Genomic DNA, 17,536 nt, shown 5'->3' on the forward strand with positions numbered 1-17,536 from the left:
GTTCCGTGCATCCCGGAAAAAACAGGTTACAGCATCACATACCCTGTAAAATTCGGAAGATGGAACTTTTGCAAGGATATTCATCAGGTCGCTGGCAGTCACGTTGTCCATGAAATGTTTTCCGAGGACCGGAAGAATATAAGCTACAATAGACCGGTTGTACGCATTGATTAAGGGTTTCCAGGGTTTTTACTTTCCAACGGCTGCTGATGCAGAAGTTACCATTATCCTTTTTATCCGGATGGGTGCGAAAGAAACACATATTTTTTTCCTGCCGGAGGACAAGTTCCTCACAGACAAAATCCGGGATCTGAAAAGACCGGTACCGTTCTCCTTCCAACTTCTTACAGCTGTATTTGGGATCTGCTGATTCAGAAGGAAGGCGTCCATCTTTTGTATATTGTTTATGGATGTTTAAGGTTTGGGTGCTGGAATCGAAGTTGTTATAAGTAAGTCCAAGGATCTCACCAGGACGCAGTCCGCAGAACAGTGCCAGGAGAAATTCCAGGCGGTGTGCATATGGATCTTCATGTATGGCATTCAGGAATAATTTCAGCTGTTCTTTGGTATAAATACGAAGGCTGGATTTCGGTTCTTTGTGTTCTGTGATGTCAGCTGCCGGGTATATTTCAAGGAATCCCTGGTTCCAGGCAGAATAAAGAATCCTGTATAATAATTTATAAACGGCATATTCTGCACTTGCACAATAGTTCCTGCAGGATTCAATCAGGTTTTCAATATATTCTGCATCTGCATATGGAAGAAGCGGATCGGCAGTGACCCGGGGCAGAATAATATGGTAGATGATCCAGTGGTATTTTACTTTTGTGCTTCCACTGGTACTCACTGGGACGTAGAGCTTTTCGGAACAAATCTCCAATCCATTTAGAATCTTTAGTATCATCTTTATGTGCTGTCATTACTGCAACGTCTCCTTTTGTACTTTATCCGTGATTTTACTTTAAATTTGAACAGTCTATCTCAAAAGAAATGCCCTCAGCGATGTCAGTCTCCACTTCTACCCTGCCATCCTTTCTTGTAAGAATCACCTGAATCATTCCACTTACAGATTCATATCTGCATTTCATATAATTCATGCTCTCCGGCAGATACGGCTTAATAAGAACTTTTTTGAAGCCTGGCTCAAGTGGTTTAATGCCGGCCAGCCCATTATAATACCACTCAATAATATGTCCCATCATATCGTGACAATGACTGCGGGGATTTTCTTCCCAGTATTCACCCAGGGTTGTCAGACCTTCTTTTACAAATGCATAATAAGAAGGATGCTCAGGCTTCATGATGAAGGAACAAATCAGATCATTCATTCCATATCTGCTGGCAGTCTGGATAATGTACGGAAGCCCGACTTCCCCGGAAGCAAATGCCCGTTTCTCAAGAAATGTCTGACGAAATGCTTCTGCAACATCGCTGACTTTATCCTCCGGCACCATTCCCCAGTAAAGCGGAAGCGCTTCACAGGCCTGTGTGATCACCAGCTTTTCTGTATGTTCAAAGCTTCGATAGCACCATTTCCCTTTTTCATCCTGTACAAGCAGTCTCTGATTGTAATTTTCTTTTATCTCTTCTGCAAACTGACGGAGCTGTACTTCATCTTCTTTTTCCCCAAGGATTTCTGCAAACTCTGCAAGTGTTATTGCATCCGCATAAAGAAACGCTGTTTCCACATTTTCCCTGGCAAGCTGGTTGTCCGGATTTCCCCAGTCCCCCAGTCCATAATTCAGAAAACCTTCTGCATTCTGCTTCGTCTTAAGATGTTCCAGATATTTTTTCCCCATCTCATAATTATCTGCGATAACCTGTTTATCTCCATAAAAAAGATAATGCCATTTTACACCAAGAATTCCTGAACTTCCCCATGGAATAATATCGAAGAAGCTTCCCATTCCCGGTACAGGAAGCACATTGTGGACATAACACGGTGCCTGTGATGGAATCAGACCTGCTCCTGGATAGAAACGGTTTCCTTCCAGATCCATGAAATAATCATTTTCTGTGAGCTGATCTGTTCTCATATCCATAAAGAATTTTTCCCACAATTTACGCCCGTCTTTCATATACATGATCGAAGGTGCCATCAAGTGATTCGGCTCCTGCCATGCAAACCGCTCAAGCGTAGGACAGTCTGTGTGTACACTGACCATATTTGCTTCAACCGCTTTTTCTACAAGGTCATAAATCTGTACGTATCTGCTATCATCACACTGGAATGTTCCATTTGTTTTCCATGCACTGGAAATCGCTTCACCAGTAATGTCGTTTACTTCTACAGCTTCGCTGCTTTTTTCCACTGCAAAATATCTTCCTGCAAAATAGGTAAAGCGCATACGGTATTCCTGCCATACATCATCTTCACCAACAACACAGGTGATGCAATTTCCTACTGTACCCCAGCTCTTCGCTACCTGATCTGCATTTTTGTCTTTATCAAGTTTTTCTGCCGGATAAATGCGAAGCACATCTCCTTTTTTTCCTCGATAAGATAATTTCAACATACCAGAAACATTCTGCCCAAGATCATAAATATCTCTGTTACATACAGAGTGTATATATTTTGCCGGATAACTTCGAATCACCTTTATTGCCGGTTGGAACTGCTCCACCAGCTCCCCTTTCGGAGTATCTTCTTCTGATATAACAGACGCTGCTTTCCATTCTGATGCATCAAAATCTGTCTTATCCCATCCCGTCTGTTCTAATGATGCATCATATGTTTCCGATCCATATACATTGCTCATTTTTACCGGATGTTCTTTTACCTGAAAATTTTCATCTGCATAGAGAATTTCTTCTGTTTCATCTGCATAATCCAACACCAGCTTTATTGCCAGAACAAGTTCCTTTCCAAAAGGTCTGTATGGGTTTGGATTGGGCGGCATAAATGCAGGAAAAGTAAATGTATAATGCTCGTCTTCTTTCAGAAACCAGCCATTTCCCACTTCTACCCCAAGTGCATTCTTTCCCTCATGTAATAATTTCGTTACATCAAATTTTACATATTGAATCTTTTTGTCATAATTTGTCCAACCCGGATCTAATTCATGATCAGATACTTTCTGTCCATTGATATGAAAAATAAACTGTCCGAGACCGCATACATATGCGGTTGCTTTTTGCACCTGTTTTTTTATGTTAAATTCTCTGCGTGCATAAAAAGGTGTTTGTGATTTTCCGGAAATCCAGTTTCCAAGTCTGTTCATGTTTATTTACTGCCTCCTTGTCTCATATATCTGCTTTATTATTTTTTTGCTTTTGCAAGGCCGGAACTGATTTTCTGAAAAAAACTTGTAAAATCCTGTATCAGCAATGTAAGAAGAGAGCTTCTTGCACTTCCTGTTACTTTTGTTCCGACCGTTTATATCAATTTATCATGACCCTACAAAAATAATAAGTCCGAAAGAGGACAGCAAATAGTATCTTTTACGACATTTCTATGATATATTATAAATATAAAATGGAGGTCTTCTATGAATAAAATCCCGGAATTAAACCCTATAGAAAAGAAACTGAAACAATTTTACAGGAAATCAAAGGAGCGCATGCTGGATGTGCCCTGTACTCGCGATGAAATTATGGATGTGCTTCTGTCATCCTATACCGCAATGCCGGATAAAAATATAACACAGTCTCTGAAAACGCAGATAGATGAACAGATTTTTATTCTGGAAAACATGGATGTCTCTTTTGTCCGTCACGCTCGATATACACCGGCATTTTGGCACAATCATGACTTTTTTGAAATGATCTTCGTCCAGAGCGGAGGCTGTATCAATTATATCTTCGACCGTAATATTTCCATGCAAACAGGAGATATCTGTATTATGGCACCGGATATTACCCATTCTTTAAGTGCTTTCCATGATGAAGACGTCATTATGAATATTCTTATACGAAAAAGCACTTTTGAACAGTCGTTTTTCGGACTTCTGGATGATAATACCATTCTTTCTGACTTCTTCAAAAGAACTTTCTATCAGACTTCAGAAATTCCCTATCTTCTTTTTCATACAGGAGAAGATTCCGTTCTTTCTGACCTCATTGACCGTGCATATACGGAATGTGCACAGCCAAAACGATATAGAAAACAAATGGTCAATACTTTGCTTTCTCTGTTTTTCATCAATCTATTTCGCCGTCATGAACAACATACAGAGCTTTCTGGTATCCATCCGAACTCTTCAGAGGAAAATCTGATGTATGTTCTCCGTTATATGCAGGCTAATTATAAGACAGTTTCACTGAAAGAACTTTCTTCAATTTTTAACTACAGTGAACGTCAGTTACAGCGTATTATTCAGAATGCTACCGGACATACCTTTATTGAAAATATTCAGAATCAGAAAATGAAACAGGCCGCTGATCTTTTACAAAACAGTACACTTCCTGTTTCAGAAATCAGCGAACGAACAGGTTTCCAGTCCTTGAATAACTTCAGAAAAATTTTTTTCAAATATTTCAATATGACACCATCTGAATACAGAAAAACGTGCACCACAAAGCACACGTTATCCATAAGTTTGTAGAAAAATCCTATAGCAATAAACAAATTAATAGAAAGATATTGCTTGCAACGTTCCTGCAATTTCAGATCACCGGAAAATATCCGCACCGACATGGATTCGTTACAACTCCGAAAATGATACAATGTAACGATACTCCTAGTGCCCCATGATTGGGTTAGAGAAACAGGCTACTCTGCTTTTTAGGTAAAATTTCTGCGTAGCCTGTTTCTTCTATTAATAAAAAAGAGACATCAGCAATCATGCCAATATCTCTTTATCCTGTGTAGGTAAATATTTCATTTTCTGTAAATTGGAATTTACCAATCCTACAAACTGAAAGAATTTTATTCTCCGTTCTTTTCTCCCCAAATACATAACTGATCCAAAACTTCCATAAGAGATTTGCCACGGTCACTTAAACTGTATTCAACCTTTGGCGGAATCTGAGGATATTCTTTTCTAATAATAAGTCTATCCTTCTCCAATTCTTTCAGATTGTTACTAAGGGTTTTGTCTGACACATTTTTCAAATAACGTCTCAATTCATTGAACCTTACAACTTCAAATTCCATCAGACAATACAAAATAACCATGCTGTTCTCCTGACTTACATCATTATTTAATGTATTTATTAATCCATTCTACCATATTCCTCAACAAGTGAATTGGCTGCTGCCAGCGCTCTTAAATCTACCGCCTGCTCTATAATATGGACTGAATCTACCTTATCATCTGCTCTGAAAAGAGGCAATATAATCTGATATATTGTTTTATGGCATAAAAATGTCCCGTGCGGTTGTACGCCGGGACATCTTTATTACATGAAATCTTCTACTTTCCACTCATCTTGCCATTCAAGATATGGCACATCTCTGTCAAATTTTACTGGCAGCCATACATATCCAGCTTTCGAAGTATCAATATCCATATGTAAACACGATAAATCAACTTTTGGTGCATCCGGATTGCAAATACTTTCAAATGCAGCTGAACTCTTTTCGTAAGGCAACGATTGTGCTGCATCCGTAATCCAACGATCTGCCAGTGCAATGTACAAATCTTTTTTTCCAGGATACATAAACACACTGGAAATTTGAGAATTAAAAGAAGTATTTTCCAAAGCATCATGATGTGCTTTTCCATAATTTACAAACGGCCCATGATATGTTTCCCCAGCATGAATTAATGTAGGATTAGGATAATATCCGGTCGTTCCGGAGGAAAACAAATAATGCATTCCCCTACGGAAGAAGTGTGCTGGTGCTTCTCGTGCATAAGGAGGCCATTTTTCCGGAATATGAGTTGTATAATAGCCCGTTGCAGAACAATAGTCCTCTGTCAAATCTGCACATATTACTTCAGAATGAGGACGTGAAAAGTATACATATCCTTTTCCATCAGACGGTTCAACAACTAAATCAAAATCCCCACAATACATTCCACACGGGCGCATATACTCTTTTACGATCTTATACGGACCTAAAAACTGATCTGATGTAAGTACCGTAATTGTTTGTTCAAAAAAACCCTCCCCCATAATCTTTACCCAGCAAACATATTTCTGAGTGAAACGATTATAAATAATGTGTGGACGATCCAGGTGTTTGCTTGGATGAAGCGTACTATTCACATCTTTCAGCTCCGGTTCAATAATATTTCCCAAATCCTTCCAATTGTAAAAATCTTTTGATGCATAACAACGTACTCCCCAATGCCATATATCATTATTGGAGCGTGTCTTTTCTTTATTTTCACCATACCAGTAAAAAGTATCATTTTCAAAAAAGATGGAGCCGCCATGTGCCTGAATAGGTTTTCCTTCTGTATCAAGCCATACCTGTCCATGCCGAATTGATTGGTTTTGATTCATTCTATTTCGCTCTTTTCCAGTTTTTTATTCGCCTATCTCACCGCCACCAAATGAAGCAAATGGATTGTCGCCTTCATTTCCAGCAGTTGCTTCTTTCACTAATTCAAGAAGTTTAACATCATGATAATTTTCAACTGCACTTTCATTATCAAAAATCATAGTTTCGCCATTTTCAACTGTAAACTGTGGCCACTGTAAAGCTTCAGTTGAAGGATCACCAGTCTTTGCGTATGCAAGTAATGCATCTGCACAAACATCCTGATATGCATATGCATTTTCTTCATCGCCAGCAATCAGATAAGGAATTTTATCAGCATTATGGAAAATAAATGGTACATCTCCTCCGGTATGCCAAGCGTTGGAACCACCAAAAACCGGTAATTTATAAGCAAATACTGCCTGCCAGATTTGTCCTCCATCTTGTGCTTTTTCAATAGCAAGATCGTTAGTACGATTAGCGTTAATAGTCAACACATCTGTCAGATCACGACATGGATACGCTTTCTCAAATTCTTCTGCAATAGCTTCTGCCTTATCTCCATATTGTGCAGTTAATTCATCCATAGGTTCGCCTGGATACATTTGCTCAACACTGTTTAAATCACTGCGTACAAACATCATCTGCTGTAACTGGCTTCCCATTTCTGAAAATACCGTACTAAGTACCAATGGTATATCTTTCGCGTTTTCATTGTATTTTCCGTCAACAACAGTTCCCTGGAAATATTCTCCATCATTTACTGTTCCCCAGCTGCGAATGCCGATTTCATCGCAAGCAGTACGTAAATCAGCATAATTCATTGTTTTTAATGTAGCTACCGGGTCTTCTTCATCCTGTAAGCCAAGATGCTCTATTAATTTTGCTGCATCTTCCTGTGCTTCCTCAACTGTACGGCCAGAAGTTTGTGTACCGCTCATTGCCCAAACACGCTGGAACAATCCCTGTGCAGAAGGAATTGCCATCATAGACATAACCTTTGAACCACCACCAGACTGTCCAACAATCGTTACATTTTCAGGATCTCCACCAAAATTTGCAATATTTTCATGTACCCATTCCAATGCCGCTACGTTGTCCATCATACCGAGATTTCCTGTATTTTTATATTCCTCTCCATATGCAGATAAATCAAGATAACCCAAAAGATTTAAACGGGCATTTACAGAAACAAATACTACATCTCCATATTCAACCAGATTGTGTCCATCATATGCGGCGCCTTCAATGCTGGAGCCACTGTCATATCCACCACCATGGAACCATACAACTACCGCTTTTTTTGCATCTGGTTCCAGACTCTTTGTCCAGACGTTCAAGTTCTGACAGTCTTCGCTCTCAAACTGATCTGCCCAGGCATATTCCGAAAAATCTGTAATATTTCCTCCGTTCTGATATGCAATATATTGTGGTGAAACAGGACCGTATGTTGCACAATTCAGTGTTCCTTCCCACGGTGTGACTTCCTGTGGTTCTTCATAACGTTCAGCTTCTGCATATGGAACTCCCAGGAACGTATATACATCATTATATTTATAGCCACGAATCTCTCCTGCATTCGTGTCTGCAAACTCAAAAGTAGTATAACCTTCTTTTTCTGCCATAACAACAGTTGAACCAGTAGTCAGTGTGAGTACTGCAGCGGATACTACCGCCAAAGTTTTTTTAATTTTTCTCATAAATATAAATATCCTCCTTTTTATAGAAAATTTATATTAACACAGCGATCATATATTAAAAGTAGGCCTCCATTTAACTATATATCGCAGTATTATCACTTACCAAGCTTACTCTGAACCCATTTAATAAATACAGCTCCCTTTGCATCTGCTATATTAATGAACAGTAAGAAAACACCAATCATCATAGTTGTTACCGCTGATCCCAATTCAGCTTTTAATACTGCTTTCATTGCAAATTCCATCAGACTCATTGTGATAACGCCTAATAAAATTCCCATTGTATCTCCACAAAAGCGAGCCAAAATTAAACCTACAAAAACAGGAAGTAAATTTGTAAACATACCTCCTATAGAAGACAATGAAGAAAACGATGCACTTATAATCCCCGTTGACGCATATATCATAGTCGCTAATCCTAAAATGATTCCGCTATAAATATAAGAGACCAGTATATTTTTTTGTTCATTGATACCAATGTTTACTCCTGCCTGCTGGTTATTTGCCAAAATCTGCGCCTGACGCCCTGTAACAGACCAATAGGTAAATATTGCATAAATAAAAATTGACATAACCAACGGAATTAGTACCAAAGGAAATAGTGTCAAACTTTTTAAAGTAGAATTTGCTGTCAGATTTACACCTCTTCCTTCAAATACAACAGCTGTAATCGACTCATACAAAAGTGCCATTCCCAAGGTTACTATGATAATGGGAAGGCGACCATAAATATAGACAATCGCAACCCCAATATTTAGCAGAACACATAAAAAAATACATAAAAGTGAGAAAATGATCAGATTATTTCCAAACATCTGAGATACATTGCCGGCAATAATTGCACTTAACAGCATTACCGATCCTGCCGAAAAATCCAGACGTCCAGACTTAAATTGAATTCCAATACCATAAGCACATGTTGCTGAAGCTGCAATAGTACTGATCAAACTCCGCCACATTGCTACTGATCCATAATACATTTTTCCATTTTGGAAACAAAAAATCATCATAACAACATACATAAGTACAGGAAGCACAAGCGCACCGCATATATTTTTTAAAATCGACTGAATTTTTTCTTTGAACATAATTCCCTCCCTTGTTAGCGTGGCAGCACACCACCGCGCTTGCGACAAGTAATTAATACAACAATCATGAAAATAAGTGCTTTTACCATAAATGTAAAATTAACCGGCACACCAATTAATGGCAGCCCTACATTTAAAAGGGAAAATGTCATTGCTCCGACAAGTGCACTTGAAACTCTTGATTTCATTCCTCCGGATAAAGGCATTCCTCCAAGGATCAAGGCTATCATTACATTTAATTCATATCCTGTACCTGTTGAATCTGATGCAGAAGCTGTATATCCCATTTGAAACAGCGAAGCAACTACTGTACAGACACCCATGACTATATATGCCATAACCTTATATTTGATTATATTCGCTCCACCTTGACTGGCTGATATAGCATTTGCACCGATAGCTTTTGTGTATTTTCCTACCATTGTTTTATTAAACACAAATGCCACCAAAAGACTTTCTATTATTAAAGTTCCCACCATGACCCATGGATTTTTGAAAATGCTATAATCATAATTATAAAGGCTAATACTTCTGCACCCTAAATTGGAGTAAATTATTGTACTCAAACCAGACAATACAAACATAAATACAACAGACGGTATGATTGCATAAATATGTAATAGCTCACCTGTTATTGCATTAACAATAGCAATGAATATTGCGATCAAGAAAGAAAGCAGTACTCCCCAAAGCAAGCTACCTGTTTGCTGCTGAATCACAACCATCAATGTGGCATATAGCCCAACCTGTTTTCCAGTACTAATGTCAATATTTCCAAGTGCATATACAAATACCGCACCTACTGAAAGAAGTGCTGTGACAATTACGTCAGAAATAAGTGTTGATAATTTTTCCGGATTCCAGATGCTTTGTCCATGCAACGATGTAAATATTGAAAAAAATATAATACAGAAAACCAATCCACCAAACATTATTATATTTTGTTTTACATCTGAACTTATTTTTTTTCCGGCTCTCTGATGTGCCATATCCACATCCTCCTTACACCATATAATTAATCATATCAGCCGGTTTCAACCCGGAAGACCTCTTAAATTGTCCAGATATTTCGAAATCTTTCATTATCAGAAGACGATCTGACATTCCGATCAGTTCAGTAAGTTCCTCTGAAATCATCAGAATTGCATTTCCTGCCTTTTTCATTTCCATAATCTGCTGATACATAAATTGTTTCACACCTACGTCTACTCCTCGTGTTGGACAATCCATAATAATGATATTTGCACCTTTGGCTGTCCATTTTGCAAAAGAGACCTTTTGCTTGTTTCCTCCCGATAAAGTATTTACCCATTGATTTCCATCTGCACATTTAATATGAAAACGTTCAATCTCTTTATCTGACAACATATGTTCTGACTTCTTTGATATATAAATACCCTTTTGCAAATCCGGCAACGAAGGAAGAACAATATTATCTTGTATAGAACCATTTAATATCAAAGCCTCTGTATCACGATTCTTAGAAATATATCCAATTCCATATTTAATTGCATCTTTACACGACTTTACTATCTTTCCATCACAAAGCACTTTTCCTTCAATTAGTTTTTCCAATCCATATCCAGCTCTTCCAATTTCATGCATTCCGCATCCTGATAAACCACCAATTCCTACAATTTCTCCAGCATGAACTTCCAGATTAAAATCTTTAATCCTTCCAAATGTTACATGCTGAAAACTAAGCCTGGATACTTCACTACAAACGCTATCATAATCACTGCGATAATAGTCTCCTGTCATTTCACGCCCGATCATCAAATAACGAATCTTATTGGCAATATCTGACTTCTGCATATCTTCTTTGGTCAGTTCCCCCATAATCTCGCCATCACGCAATACAGTCAAAGACGTACAGTGTTCCAATATTTCATCAATGTCATGCGAAATAAGTACAACTGTTTTATGAGCCTCTGCAAGTTGATGTATCAATTTATATAATACATTTCGTCCATTATGAGAAAGTGCTGTAGTTGTTTCATCAACAACCAGAATTTCTATATTTTCATTAATGCAGCGAACCAGCTCAATTAGCTTTCTATCTTCAAAATTGTATCTGTCAATCTGATCCGCTGCATGAATATACCCAATTTCATACTTATCAAGCAATGCCTGTGCTGCCCGAATCATTTTTTTTATTCGAACAATACCATGTGATGTAAACTCTTTTTCACGTCCAGCAAAAATATTTTGAGCTACGGTAATACCTGGAATCGTATTTGCTTCCTGCAAGATCATCGATATTCCCTGAAGATTAGCATCAATCATACTTGTTGGATTCCATGTTTTACCTTTATAGACCATTTCTCCGCTTGTTGCACTTTGCATTCCTGCTGCAATAGACATTATTGTAGATTTGCCAGATCCGTTTTCACCGATTAATCCTCTGATTTCACCACGTTTAAGGGTAATATCCGCTCCCTTCAGAGCAACAGTAACATCAAATTCCTTCTTTATGTTGATAGCCTGAAAGATAATTTCATTTTCTTTCACGTTTTACATCCTTTCCTAAATATTGGAAGGATTTCCTAATCCTTCCAATATTTTTCTAATATTTAAAATCTGTCCACAGTCATACTGTCAGAGTTCATTAAATCCATTAAATCGTTATAAGTTGCATTTTCATTAAATCGAAGTAAAACATTCTTCATCTGATCTACTGTCACACCACAATTTGCAAAATCCGCAACACCAAGCAAACTTTTTGTGGATACATTCTCAATATCTTCAACGCTGTCTATGATATACAGCGGACTATCCACTTCTTCGTATTTATCCTGATCTGTATATTTTAAACCATTCAATGCGTTGTCAATCATAGCCAGACAATATGTAATGCTTTCCGGAGAAGCTGTATAAATCATCTGTACTGTGCCTTCTCCGCCAATATCAGCCTGAAAATTTTCATCGTCCAGATACCCTACAGCAAATAGTTTCGTTGAATCACTGATCAATCCCATATCACGCGCATTTATCATAGCACTGTACACAAATCCAGGATCACAGAATGCTGCTATACAATCCAAATCAGAATGATCCTCTTCCATAAAGTAAGATTCATCCAATGGTGAAAATTCTAATACATGAGCATCCCCAACTACTTCGATTTTCTCATCTTCCCCTACAGTCTCATTATAAGAATCGATCGTACTACGGAATGCAGCATCCTTTTCAGCCATTTCCGGATATGCATACACAGGGAATATCATGGTACCGACTTTATGATATCCATTTTCAATCACCTTCTCAGCAAACATTTCTCCAATTTTTCCTGCATCAACATAATCCCCTGCAACTGTACCAAGAAAATGATCATTATCTCTGACTGCTACAGACGCTCCATCATTTGTATATACAGAATCCATTGCTGTAGTATATCCAGCTACATATAAATCAGGATACTCGTCCATAATATTCTGAACTCCACCATCCTGCATCATGATTACTGCTTTAACATCATCTGTCATGGCATTCTTTACTGCTGACAGATTACCAGCAGGATCATTAAATGAATCTCCATATGCAACCTTGATATCATATCCTAATTCACTTCCCATTCCATTTAAAATGGTCGTTAATGCATCATAGGTTGGACCTGAAGACACATTTGACAAAAGCATAATGGATCCGTTTTCAGATGCTGCCATACAGGTAGTCGTTGGACAAAGCATCAGCATTGCTGATGTAGCAGCAATCATTCTTTTTTTTAAATTTCTCATATAAAGCTCCTTCTTTCTTTATTTATTTGTTAATATAACTATAGCAGTTTCAAGGCAATCTTTTTTGTTATAATCCCCTATAAAGCACGATTTATTTTGTTGTTTTTTCGTCAAATAGCCATATTTTTTTATTCTATTTTTTTATCGTTCAATTTGTCCAATACATATTTGAATTATCTTTTTATATAGATTATAATTAAATCATCATTTACTATGTGAGGAGACATAAGAGCAATGATCGAATATGTAACAATGGGACAGGTTGAATCCATTATCGAAAATTATTACAAAGAGCACCATAGTGTACTAAGTTTTTATGCAACACTGGTTTATCTTAAGCAGCATGGAGAAACATCTCTTCAAGTTTCTTCTATTCCAGATTTTTCAAAATGGAATCTAAATGATCTGCCCGGACTTCTGGATTTGTTTGCAAGGATACCTATTCCAGTAATGGTTAACGAGGACAATGACGTAGTTGAAAATATACAGCGGAATTATTATGGAAAGACCACAAATATTTTCAAACAGCCACACTATATGCAAACATTAGACCATCCGGAGCATGAACGGCAACCCAGCAATAGTGTACGGATAATATATGTATTGAAGGGCTCCTGCCATACAACTATAGGAAAATGGTCAGATACTCTTGAAGCAGAAAGTGTTATTTTACTTTCTTCTGATATGAATATTTATCTGGAAACAGAACGTGATGACATCGTTCTCAACGTCTTTCTGGATAAATCAAATTTTACCAAGTCATTCTTTTCTACAATGCGGACAGATGATATAATGATAGAGTTTTTTGAACACGCAATTTATGAAGCAAAAGATGGTATTATGCAATTTAAAATACTGCATCCAGAGCATGTTCACAGTATTTTTCAGCATTTAATGATAGAAATGTGCAACAGAGACAATCATTCCGAATCAATTATACGCAACTATGTTCAGATTCTTTGTACAGAACTCAATCGAGCTTCTATGATTTATTCTGCCAGTATTGCAGAAAAAAAATCAGATGCCAGCAATCGTTTGGTTCAGGTGTTTCCTGCAATTTTACAGTATCTTCGTATCCACTATAATACTATTTCTCTGGATTCTTTAGCTGAACATTTTCATTACGACTCTGCATACTTAAGCAAAATGATTAAAAAAATGACAGGAAGTAATTTCACTTCTATCCTGACACAAATCAGACTGGATACGGCAGAAAATCTGCTCCTGACTACAAACAAAAAGCCAAGTGCTATTGCTTTTGAAATTGGATACGACAGTTATGATCATTTTGTTCGTTTATTTAAAAAAAGAACTGGATTTACACCAAATGAATTTAGAAAAAACAAAATAATTTAATAAAAACCGAGTACCGTATTCACAAAAAAGCACTCATATTGATATGATACCTCTAAAGTAGATAAGGTAAATAACCAAAATCTGCTTTGGAGGTATTTTTATGGGAAGAAAACCCAAGTGTAGGGTTGAAGAAAAAATTTCTGCTGTTGAGGATTATCTGAATGGAATACGTTCTGTCTCTGAAATTATGATAGATTTATCTATAAAAAGTACACGAACTATAAGAAACTGGATACTGGCATATCAAAATGGGGGCATAGAAGCCCTCTGCTCTGTTACAGCTAACCATTCCTATTCCAGTGAATTTAAAATTGAAATGGTTCGAAAGTATATCAACGGGGAAGGATCGGTTACCGATTTATGCGCCAGATATGGAATTCCTGCACATGCAACACTACAAAACTGGATTTCGTTGTATAATGCCAATAGAGAACTTAGGGACTATGATCCCAAGAGGGAGGTCTATATGGCAGAAGCACGAAGAAAGACAACTTTAGCTGAACGTAAGGAAATCGTTGAATACTGTATTACCCATAACCGGGATTATAAAGGAACAGCGTATCTATATGATGTTTCTTATAGCCAGGTGTATTCATGGGTCAGAAAATATGATATTACGGGAGAAGATGGTCTATCCGATAAACGTGGACGCCACAAAACGGATGATGAAGTTGATGAACTGGAGCGGCTGCGCCGGGAGAACATGCGACTAAAACGCCAGCTTGAAGAAAAAGATATGATGGTGGAACTGTTAAAAAAAGTGAAGGAATTCGAAGGGATGTGAGGCTTGGAAAACTACGGTTTGAATCAAAATATCAGGCAATAAAATATTTTTACGAAAAAAAGCAATGGAGTATCAACTGGATGTGCAAACAATTGGGCATATCACACGCTGCTTACTATAAATGGCTGCACCGGACAATTCCAGAGCAGGAATCCGAAAACACAAAACTGGCAGAACTGATGAAGGAGTATGACGAGCGATTCGGACATATCTTGGGATACAAGCGGATGACAAGCTGGATCAACCATTTCAATCACACCAGCTACAGCAAAAACAGAGTTCACAGAATCATGAAGAAGATGGGAATTCATTCTATTATCCGTAAAAAGAAGAAATACCAGTCGTCCAGACCGGAGACAACAGCGGAAAATAAGCTGAAGAGGGAATTCAATGCAACGAAACCTAATGAGAAATGGGCTACGGATGTTACGGAATTCAAGGTTCCTGAGACTGGCAGGAAACTATATCTCAGTGTCATCATTGATCTATATGATCGATTTCCAGTTGCGTATGTCATAAGCGGAAGAAATGACAATAAGCTCGTGTTTGACACATACGATAAGGCTCTCAAAGATAATCCGGATGCCAGGCCGATTTTTCATTCTGACAGAGGTTTTCAGTACACGAGTAAAATATTTCAGAAAAGGCTTCGTGAACAAGGCATGGAACAGTCTATGTCCCGTGTTGGACACTGCATTGATAATGGTCCTACTGAAGGATTGTGGGGGATTATCAAATCAGAGATGTATTATGTATAAGATAACCGACGAGGTATCTTTACGTTCGGCAATCGACAAATATATAAAGTTTTATGCCGAAGAAAGACTGCAGGAAAGATTCCATTGCAAAACGCCACTGGAAGTACGAAGCGAAGCATTATCGGCGGAAGCCCCGACACAATATCCTAACACACAGGGGGGCTCTTGCTTACAGCATAAATCAGGAAGAGTATCTTCGTGTGTTTTTATCCGATGGACATATCCCAATGGATAATAACTATGCAGAACAGGCAATCCGGCCCTTCACAATTGGTAGAAAAAACTTCGTAATGATTGAATCTTCCAACGGTGCAAAGGCTAGTGCAATCCTCTACAGTCTGGTTGAAACGGCAAAAGCGAACATGATAAATACTTTTGAATATTTCAATCTGCTGCTCCCTGAGATTCCTGAGCATATGGATGACAAAGATCTCAGTTTTATTGATGATCTTCTTCCATGGTCACCCAGAGTACAAAAGGAATGTCCCAGCCGATACAAAAAGTCTTAATTTTTCAATGTTCATATCTATTCTGTAAAGATCTGTTCAATCCCCGCTAAAATGCGGGGATTTTTGATACCTAGTACTCATGTTTGAGGATTTACTTCAAAGGCATCTGTTGCATCATCATTGCATATAGCGAATTGCGCCCATGTTAAATTAGGATAATTTTCTTCAATATTATTTACCATGTACAAATTGTTCCCTTTCTTATAATCAAAAAACATAAAATAATTTGTATTCTACAAAAGGACAGGTCAAAAACAGACCTGCCCATCTATAATAATATTTCATTATTTTACTACACAAAAATCATAATAATGATATTATTTTTCTCCGTAAAATCCAGTGTCAGATAATTCCATCTATTTTAGGTACATTTCTTTATAATGTTCTTTTATAAAGGCTCTTATTTTGCGTACTTCACGCTCTGTAAGAGTTCCCTGCTTTTCCACCGTGGTATCACCGTTACTTTTTACAAAAAATTTAGCTGAATCGGCTTCGGTCAATTTTCTATCACTTGCATGTACATGCATTGCTTCGATCACACAGCTTGCGGTATAATACAGGTAATAACCGCACACTTTAAATTCATAATATTTGGGCACGGCTATTCCTCCATAAATTGTTTGTTATTTAAATAATAATCTAATACAATTTGATTTTCGATATCGTCCATGTTCGTTTCAACAATTTTATCATTATAAATTACGGCTGCATGATTTAACTGATTCAGATTAAGAACACGAATATATTTGTTTTCCTGCGTAAAAGCATAACCATTAATAATCATGTCTGCTTTATCGGCTACATTTTTTATATCAAGCTGCATAGTCAATGCGAACCTCCTTGATCGGATTTAAAAATTCATCTACATCATAATATAAATTTTGCAAGATTGGTATCAGATCGATATACTCTTCCATTTCATTAAGGTTTTTATATTTTGCAGTTACGACCAGGTATCCATGATCCCATTCTTTAATACTTGTATATTTTTCTAATTTCGAAGAAGTTACAAAGCGAATCACTTGATTTCTAAAGATGAAAATCGTATACTGATGATCGCTTTTTAAAACGGCACAATCTTCTTTTTTTTGTACATTCATCCGTCAGACACCTCCGATTTTTTATGAACATATTATAGCATTGTTCATTACTGTTGTCATTCAGTTTCTTAGTAGTAGGCGGAAAATCTGTACTGAAGGAAAGTAATTTTTTTATAGTTTGAGATAATATGAAC

Annotated in this window: 16 protein-coding genes and 1 pseudogene; 5 read left to right on the top strand and 12 right to left on the bottom strand. The window is 37.4% G+C overall.

The genetic code is table 11. The features are described 5' to 3' along the window. Positions 1–34: 34 nt before the first annotated feature. Together H8S54_RS09030 and H8S54_RS09035 are read right to left on the bottom strand one after the other, a co-directional pair. Complete coding sequence (locus H8S54_RS09030; RefSeq protein ID WP_186901334.1) at positions 35–847, bottom strand: site-specific integrase; 813 nt, start codon at positions 845–847, stop codon at positions 35–37. 109 nt (positions 848–956) lie between these two features. Next, on the bottom strand, positions 957–3,221 hold the full coding sequence (locus H8S54_RS09035) for a family 78 glycoside hydrolase catalytic domain (RefSeq protein ID WP_021925897.1): 2,265 nt from the start codon (positions 3,219–3,221) through the stop codon (positions 957–959). A gap of 267 nt (positions 3,222–3,488) precedes the next feature. On the opposite strand from H8S54_RS09035, the gene H8S54_RS09040 reads away from it, so the two are divergent. Next, complete coding sequence (locus H8S54_RS09040) at positions 3,489–4,544, top strand: AraC family transcriptional regulator (protein ID WP_186901335.1); 1,056 nt, start codon at positions 3,489–3,491, stop codon at positions 4,542–4,544. A gap of 323 nt (positions 4,545–4,867) precedes the next feature. On the opposite strand, the pseudogene H8S54_RS09045 reads toward H8S54_RS09040, so the two are convergent. From H8S54_RS09045 to H8S54_RS09075, 7 genes and pseudogenes are all read right to left on the bottom strand, one after another. Beyond that, positions 4,868–5,122, bottom strand: a pseudogene (locus H8S54_RS09045) (winged helix-turn-helix transcriptional regulator); the annotation flags it as partial. 218 nt (positions 5,123–5,340) lie between these two features. Further along, a complete protein-coding gene (locus tag H8S54_RS09050) occupies positions 5,341–6,393 on the bottom strand; it encodes a family 43 glycosylhydrolase (protein WP_117855063.1) in 1,053 nt (350 codons plus the stop codon). Between the two features lie 24 nt (positions 6,394–6,417). After that, complete coding sequence (locus tag H8S54_RS09055; RefSeq protein ID WP_021924997.1) at positions 6,418–8,070, bottom strand: carboxylesterase/lipase family protein; 1,653 nt, start codon at positions 8,068–8,070, stop codon at positions 6,418–6,420. A gap of 95 nt (positions 8,071–8,165) precedes the next feature. Beyond that, positions 8,166–9,158, bottom strand: a complete 993-nt coding sequence (locus H8S54_RS09060) for an ABC transporter permease subunit (RefSeq protein WP_021924998.1) — start codon at positions 9,156–9,158, stop codon at positions 8,166–8,168. Between the two features lie 14 nt (positions 9,159–9,172). After that, on the bottom strand, positions 9,173–10,147 hold the full coding sequence (locus H8S54_RS09065) for an ABC transporter permease (protein WP_021924999.1): 975 nt from the start codon (positions 10,145–10,147) through the stop codon (positions 9,173–9,175). Positions 10,148–10,160: 13 nt separating this feature from the next. Then, positions 10,161–11,669: a sugar ABC transporter ATP-binding protein gene (locus H8S54_RS09070; protein WP_117855060.1), complete on the bottom strand. Its 1,509-nt coding sequence runs from the start codon at positions 11,667–11,669 to the stop codon at positions 10,161–10,163. Between the two features lie 62 nt (positions 11,670–11,731). Further along, entirely contained in the window at positions 11,732–12,895 is a 1,164-nt protein-coding gene (locus H8S54_RS09075) for a type 1 periplasmic-binding domain-containing protein (RefSeq protein WP_117855057.1), read from the bottom strand. 234 nt (positions 12,896–13,129) lie between these two features. Here H8S54_RS09075 and H8S54_RS09080 point away from each other — a divergent pair, with 234 nt between their 5' ends. The 4 genes from H8S54_RS09080 to H8S54_RS09095 all read left to right on the top strand — a co-directional run bounded on the left by H8S54_RS09080 (position 13,130) and on the right by H8S54_RS09095 (position 16,302). Then, entirely contained in the window at positions 13,130–14,251 is a 1,122-nt protein-coding gene (locus tag H8S54_RS09080) for a helix-turn-helix domain-containing protein (RefSeq protein ID WP_117855054.1), read from the top strand. 100 nt (positions 14,252–14,351) lie between these two features. Continuing rightward, on the top strand, positions 14,352–15,035 hold the full coding sequence (locus H8S54_RS09085; RefSeq protein ID WP_186901336.1) for a helix-turn-helix domain-containing protein: 684 nt from the start codon (positions 14,352–14,354) through the stop codon (positions 15,033–15,035). Beyond that, positions 15,032–15,793 carry an IS3 family transposase gene (locus tag H8S54_RS09090; protein ID WP_186901337.1) on the top strand — a complete coding sequence of 254 codons (762 nt, stop codon included), beginning with the start codon at positions 15,032–15,034 and terminating at the stop codon, positions 15,791–15,793. The genes H8S54_RS09085 and H8S54_RS09090 overlap by 4 nt, the downstream gene beginning before the upstream one ends. Before the next feature lie 53 nt (positions 15,794–15,846). Further along, positions 15,847–16,302 (top strand): IS66 family transposase, encoded by a 456-nt coding sequence (locus H8S54_RS09095; protein ID WP_186901338.1) that lies wholly within the window; start codon positions 15,847–15,849, stop codon positions 16,300–16,302. Positions 16,303–16,658: 356 nt separating this feature from the next. Here the strand turns inward: H8S54_RS09095 and H8S54_RS09100 are convergent, their stop codons facing one another. Genes H8S54_RS09100 through H8S54_RS09110 form a run of 3 tightly spaced genes read right to left on the bottom strand, consistent with a single transcriptional unit; the run spans position 16,659 to position 17,402 of the window. After that, on the bottom strand, positions 16,659–16,901 hold the full coding sequence (locus H8S54_RS09100; RefSeq protein WP_186901339.1) for a DUF4160 domain-containing protein: 243 nt from the start codon (positions 16,899–16,901) through the stop codon (positions 16,659–16,661). Positions 16,902–16,903: 2 nt separating this feature from the next. Further along, positions 16,904–17,125 (bottom strand): DUF7723 family protein, encoded by a 222-nt coding sequence (locus H8S54_RS09105; protein ID WP_117855043.1) that lies wholly within the window; start codon positions 17,123–17,125, stop codon positions 16,904–16,906. After that, positions 17,115–17,402 (bottom strand): DUF7724 family protein, encoded by a 288-nt coding sequence (locus H8S54_RS09110; RefSeq protein WP_117855041.1) that lies wholly within the window; start codon positions 17,400–17,402, stop codon positions 17,115–17,117. The genes H8S54_RS09105 and H8S54_RS09110 overlap by 11 nt, the downstream gene beginning before the upstream one ends. Positions 17,403–17,536 lie beyond the last annotated feature (134 nt).

The sequence above is a fragment of the Blautia segnis genome (genome assembly GCF_014287535.1).
Lineage (GTDB): Bacteria > Bacillota > Clostridia > Lachnospirales > Lachnospiraceae > Blautia_A > Blautia_A acetigignens.

Coding starts and splice junctions, on each gene's coding strand:
- H8S54_RS09075 (WP_117855057.1), bottom strand. CDS start 12,895: ATGAGAAATTTAAAAAAAAGAATGATTGCTGCTACATCAGCAATGCTG.
- H8S54_RS09080 (WP_117855054.1), top strand. CDS start 13,130: ATGATCGAATATGTAACAATGGGACAGGTTGAATCCATTATCGAAAAT.
- H8S54_RS09060 (WP_021924998.1), bottom strand. CDS start 9,158: ATGTTCAAAGAAAAAATTCAGTCGATTTTAAAAAATATATGCGGTGCG.
- H8S54_RS09110 (WP_117855041.1), bottom strand. CDS start 17,402: ATGAATGTACAAAAAAAAGAAGATTGTGCCGTTTTAAAAAGCGATCAT.
- H8S54_RS09085 (WP_186901336.1), top strand. CDS start 14,352: ATGGGAAGAAAACCCAAGTGTAGGGTTGAAGAAAAAATTTCTGCTGTT.
- H8S54_RS09040 (WP_186901335.1), top strand. CDS start 3,489: ATGAATAAAATCCCGGAATTAAACCCTATAGAAAAGAAACTGAAACAA.
- H8S54_RS09050 (WP_117855063.1), bottom strand. CDS start 6,393: ATGAATCAAAACCAATCAATTCGGCATGGACAGGTATGGCTTGATACA.
- H8S54_RS09035 (WP_021925897.1), bottom strand. CDS start 3,221: ATGAACAGACTTGGAAACTGGATTTCCGGAAAATCACAAACACCTTTT.
- H8S54_RS09055 (WP_021924997.1), bottom strand. CDS start 8,070: ATGAGAAAAATTAAAAAAACTTTGGCGGTAGTATCCGCTGCAGTACTC.
- H8S54_RS09105 (WP_117855043.1), bottom strand. CDS start 17,125: ATGCAGCTTGATATAAAAAATGTAGCCGATAAAGCAGACATGATTATT.
- H8S54_RS09095 (WP_186901338.1), top strand. CDS start 15,847: ATGCCGAAGAAAGACTGCAGGAAAGATTCCATTGCAAAACGCCACTGG.
- H8S54_RS09065 (WP_021924999.1), bottom strand. CDS start 10,147: ATGGCACATCAGAGAGCCGGAAAAAAAATAAGTTCAGATGTAAAACAA.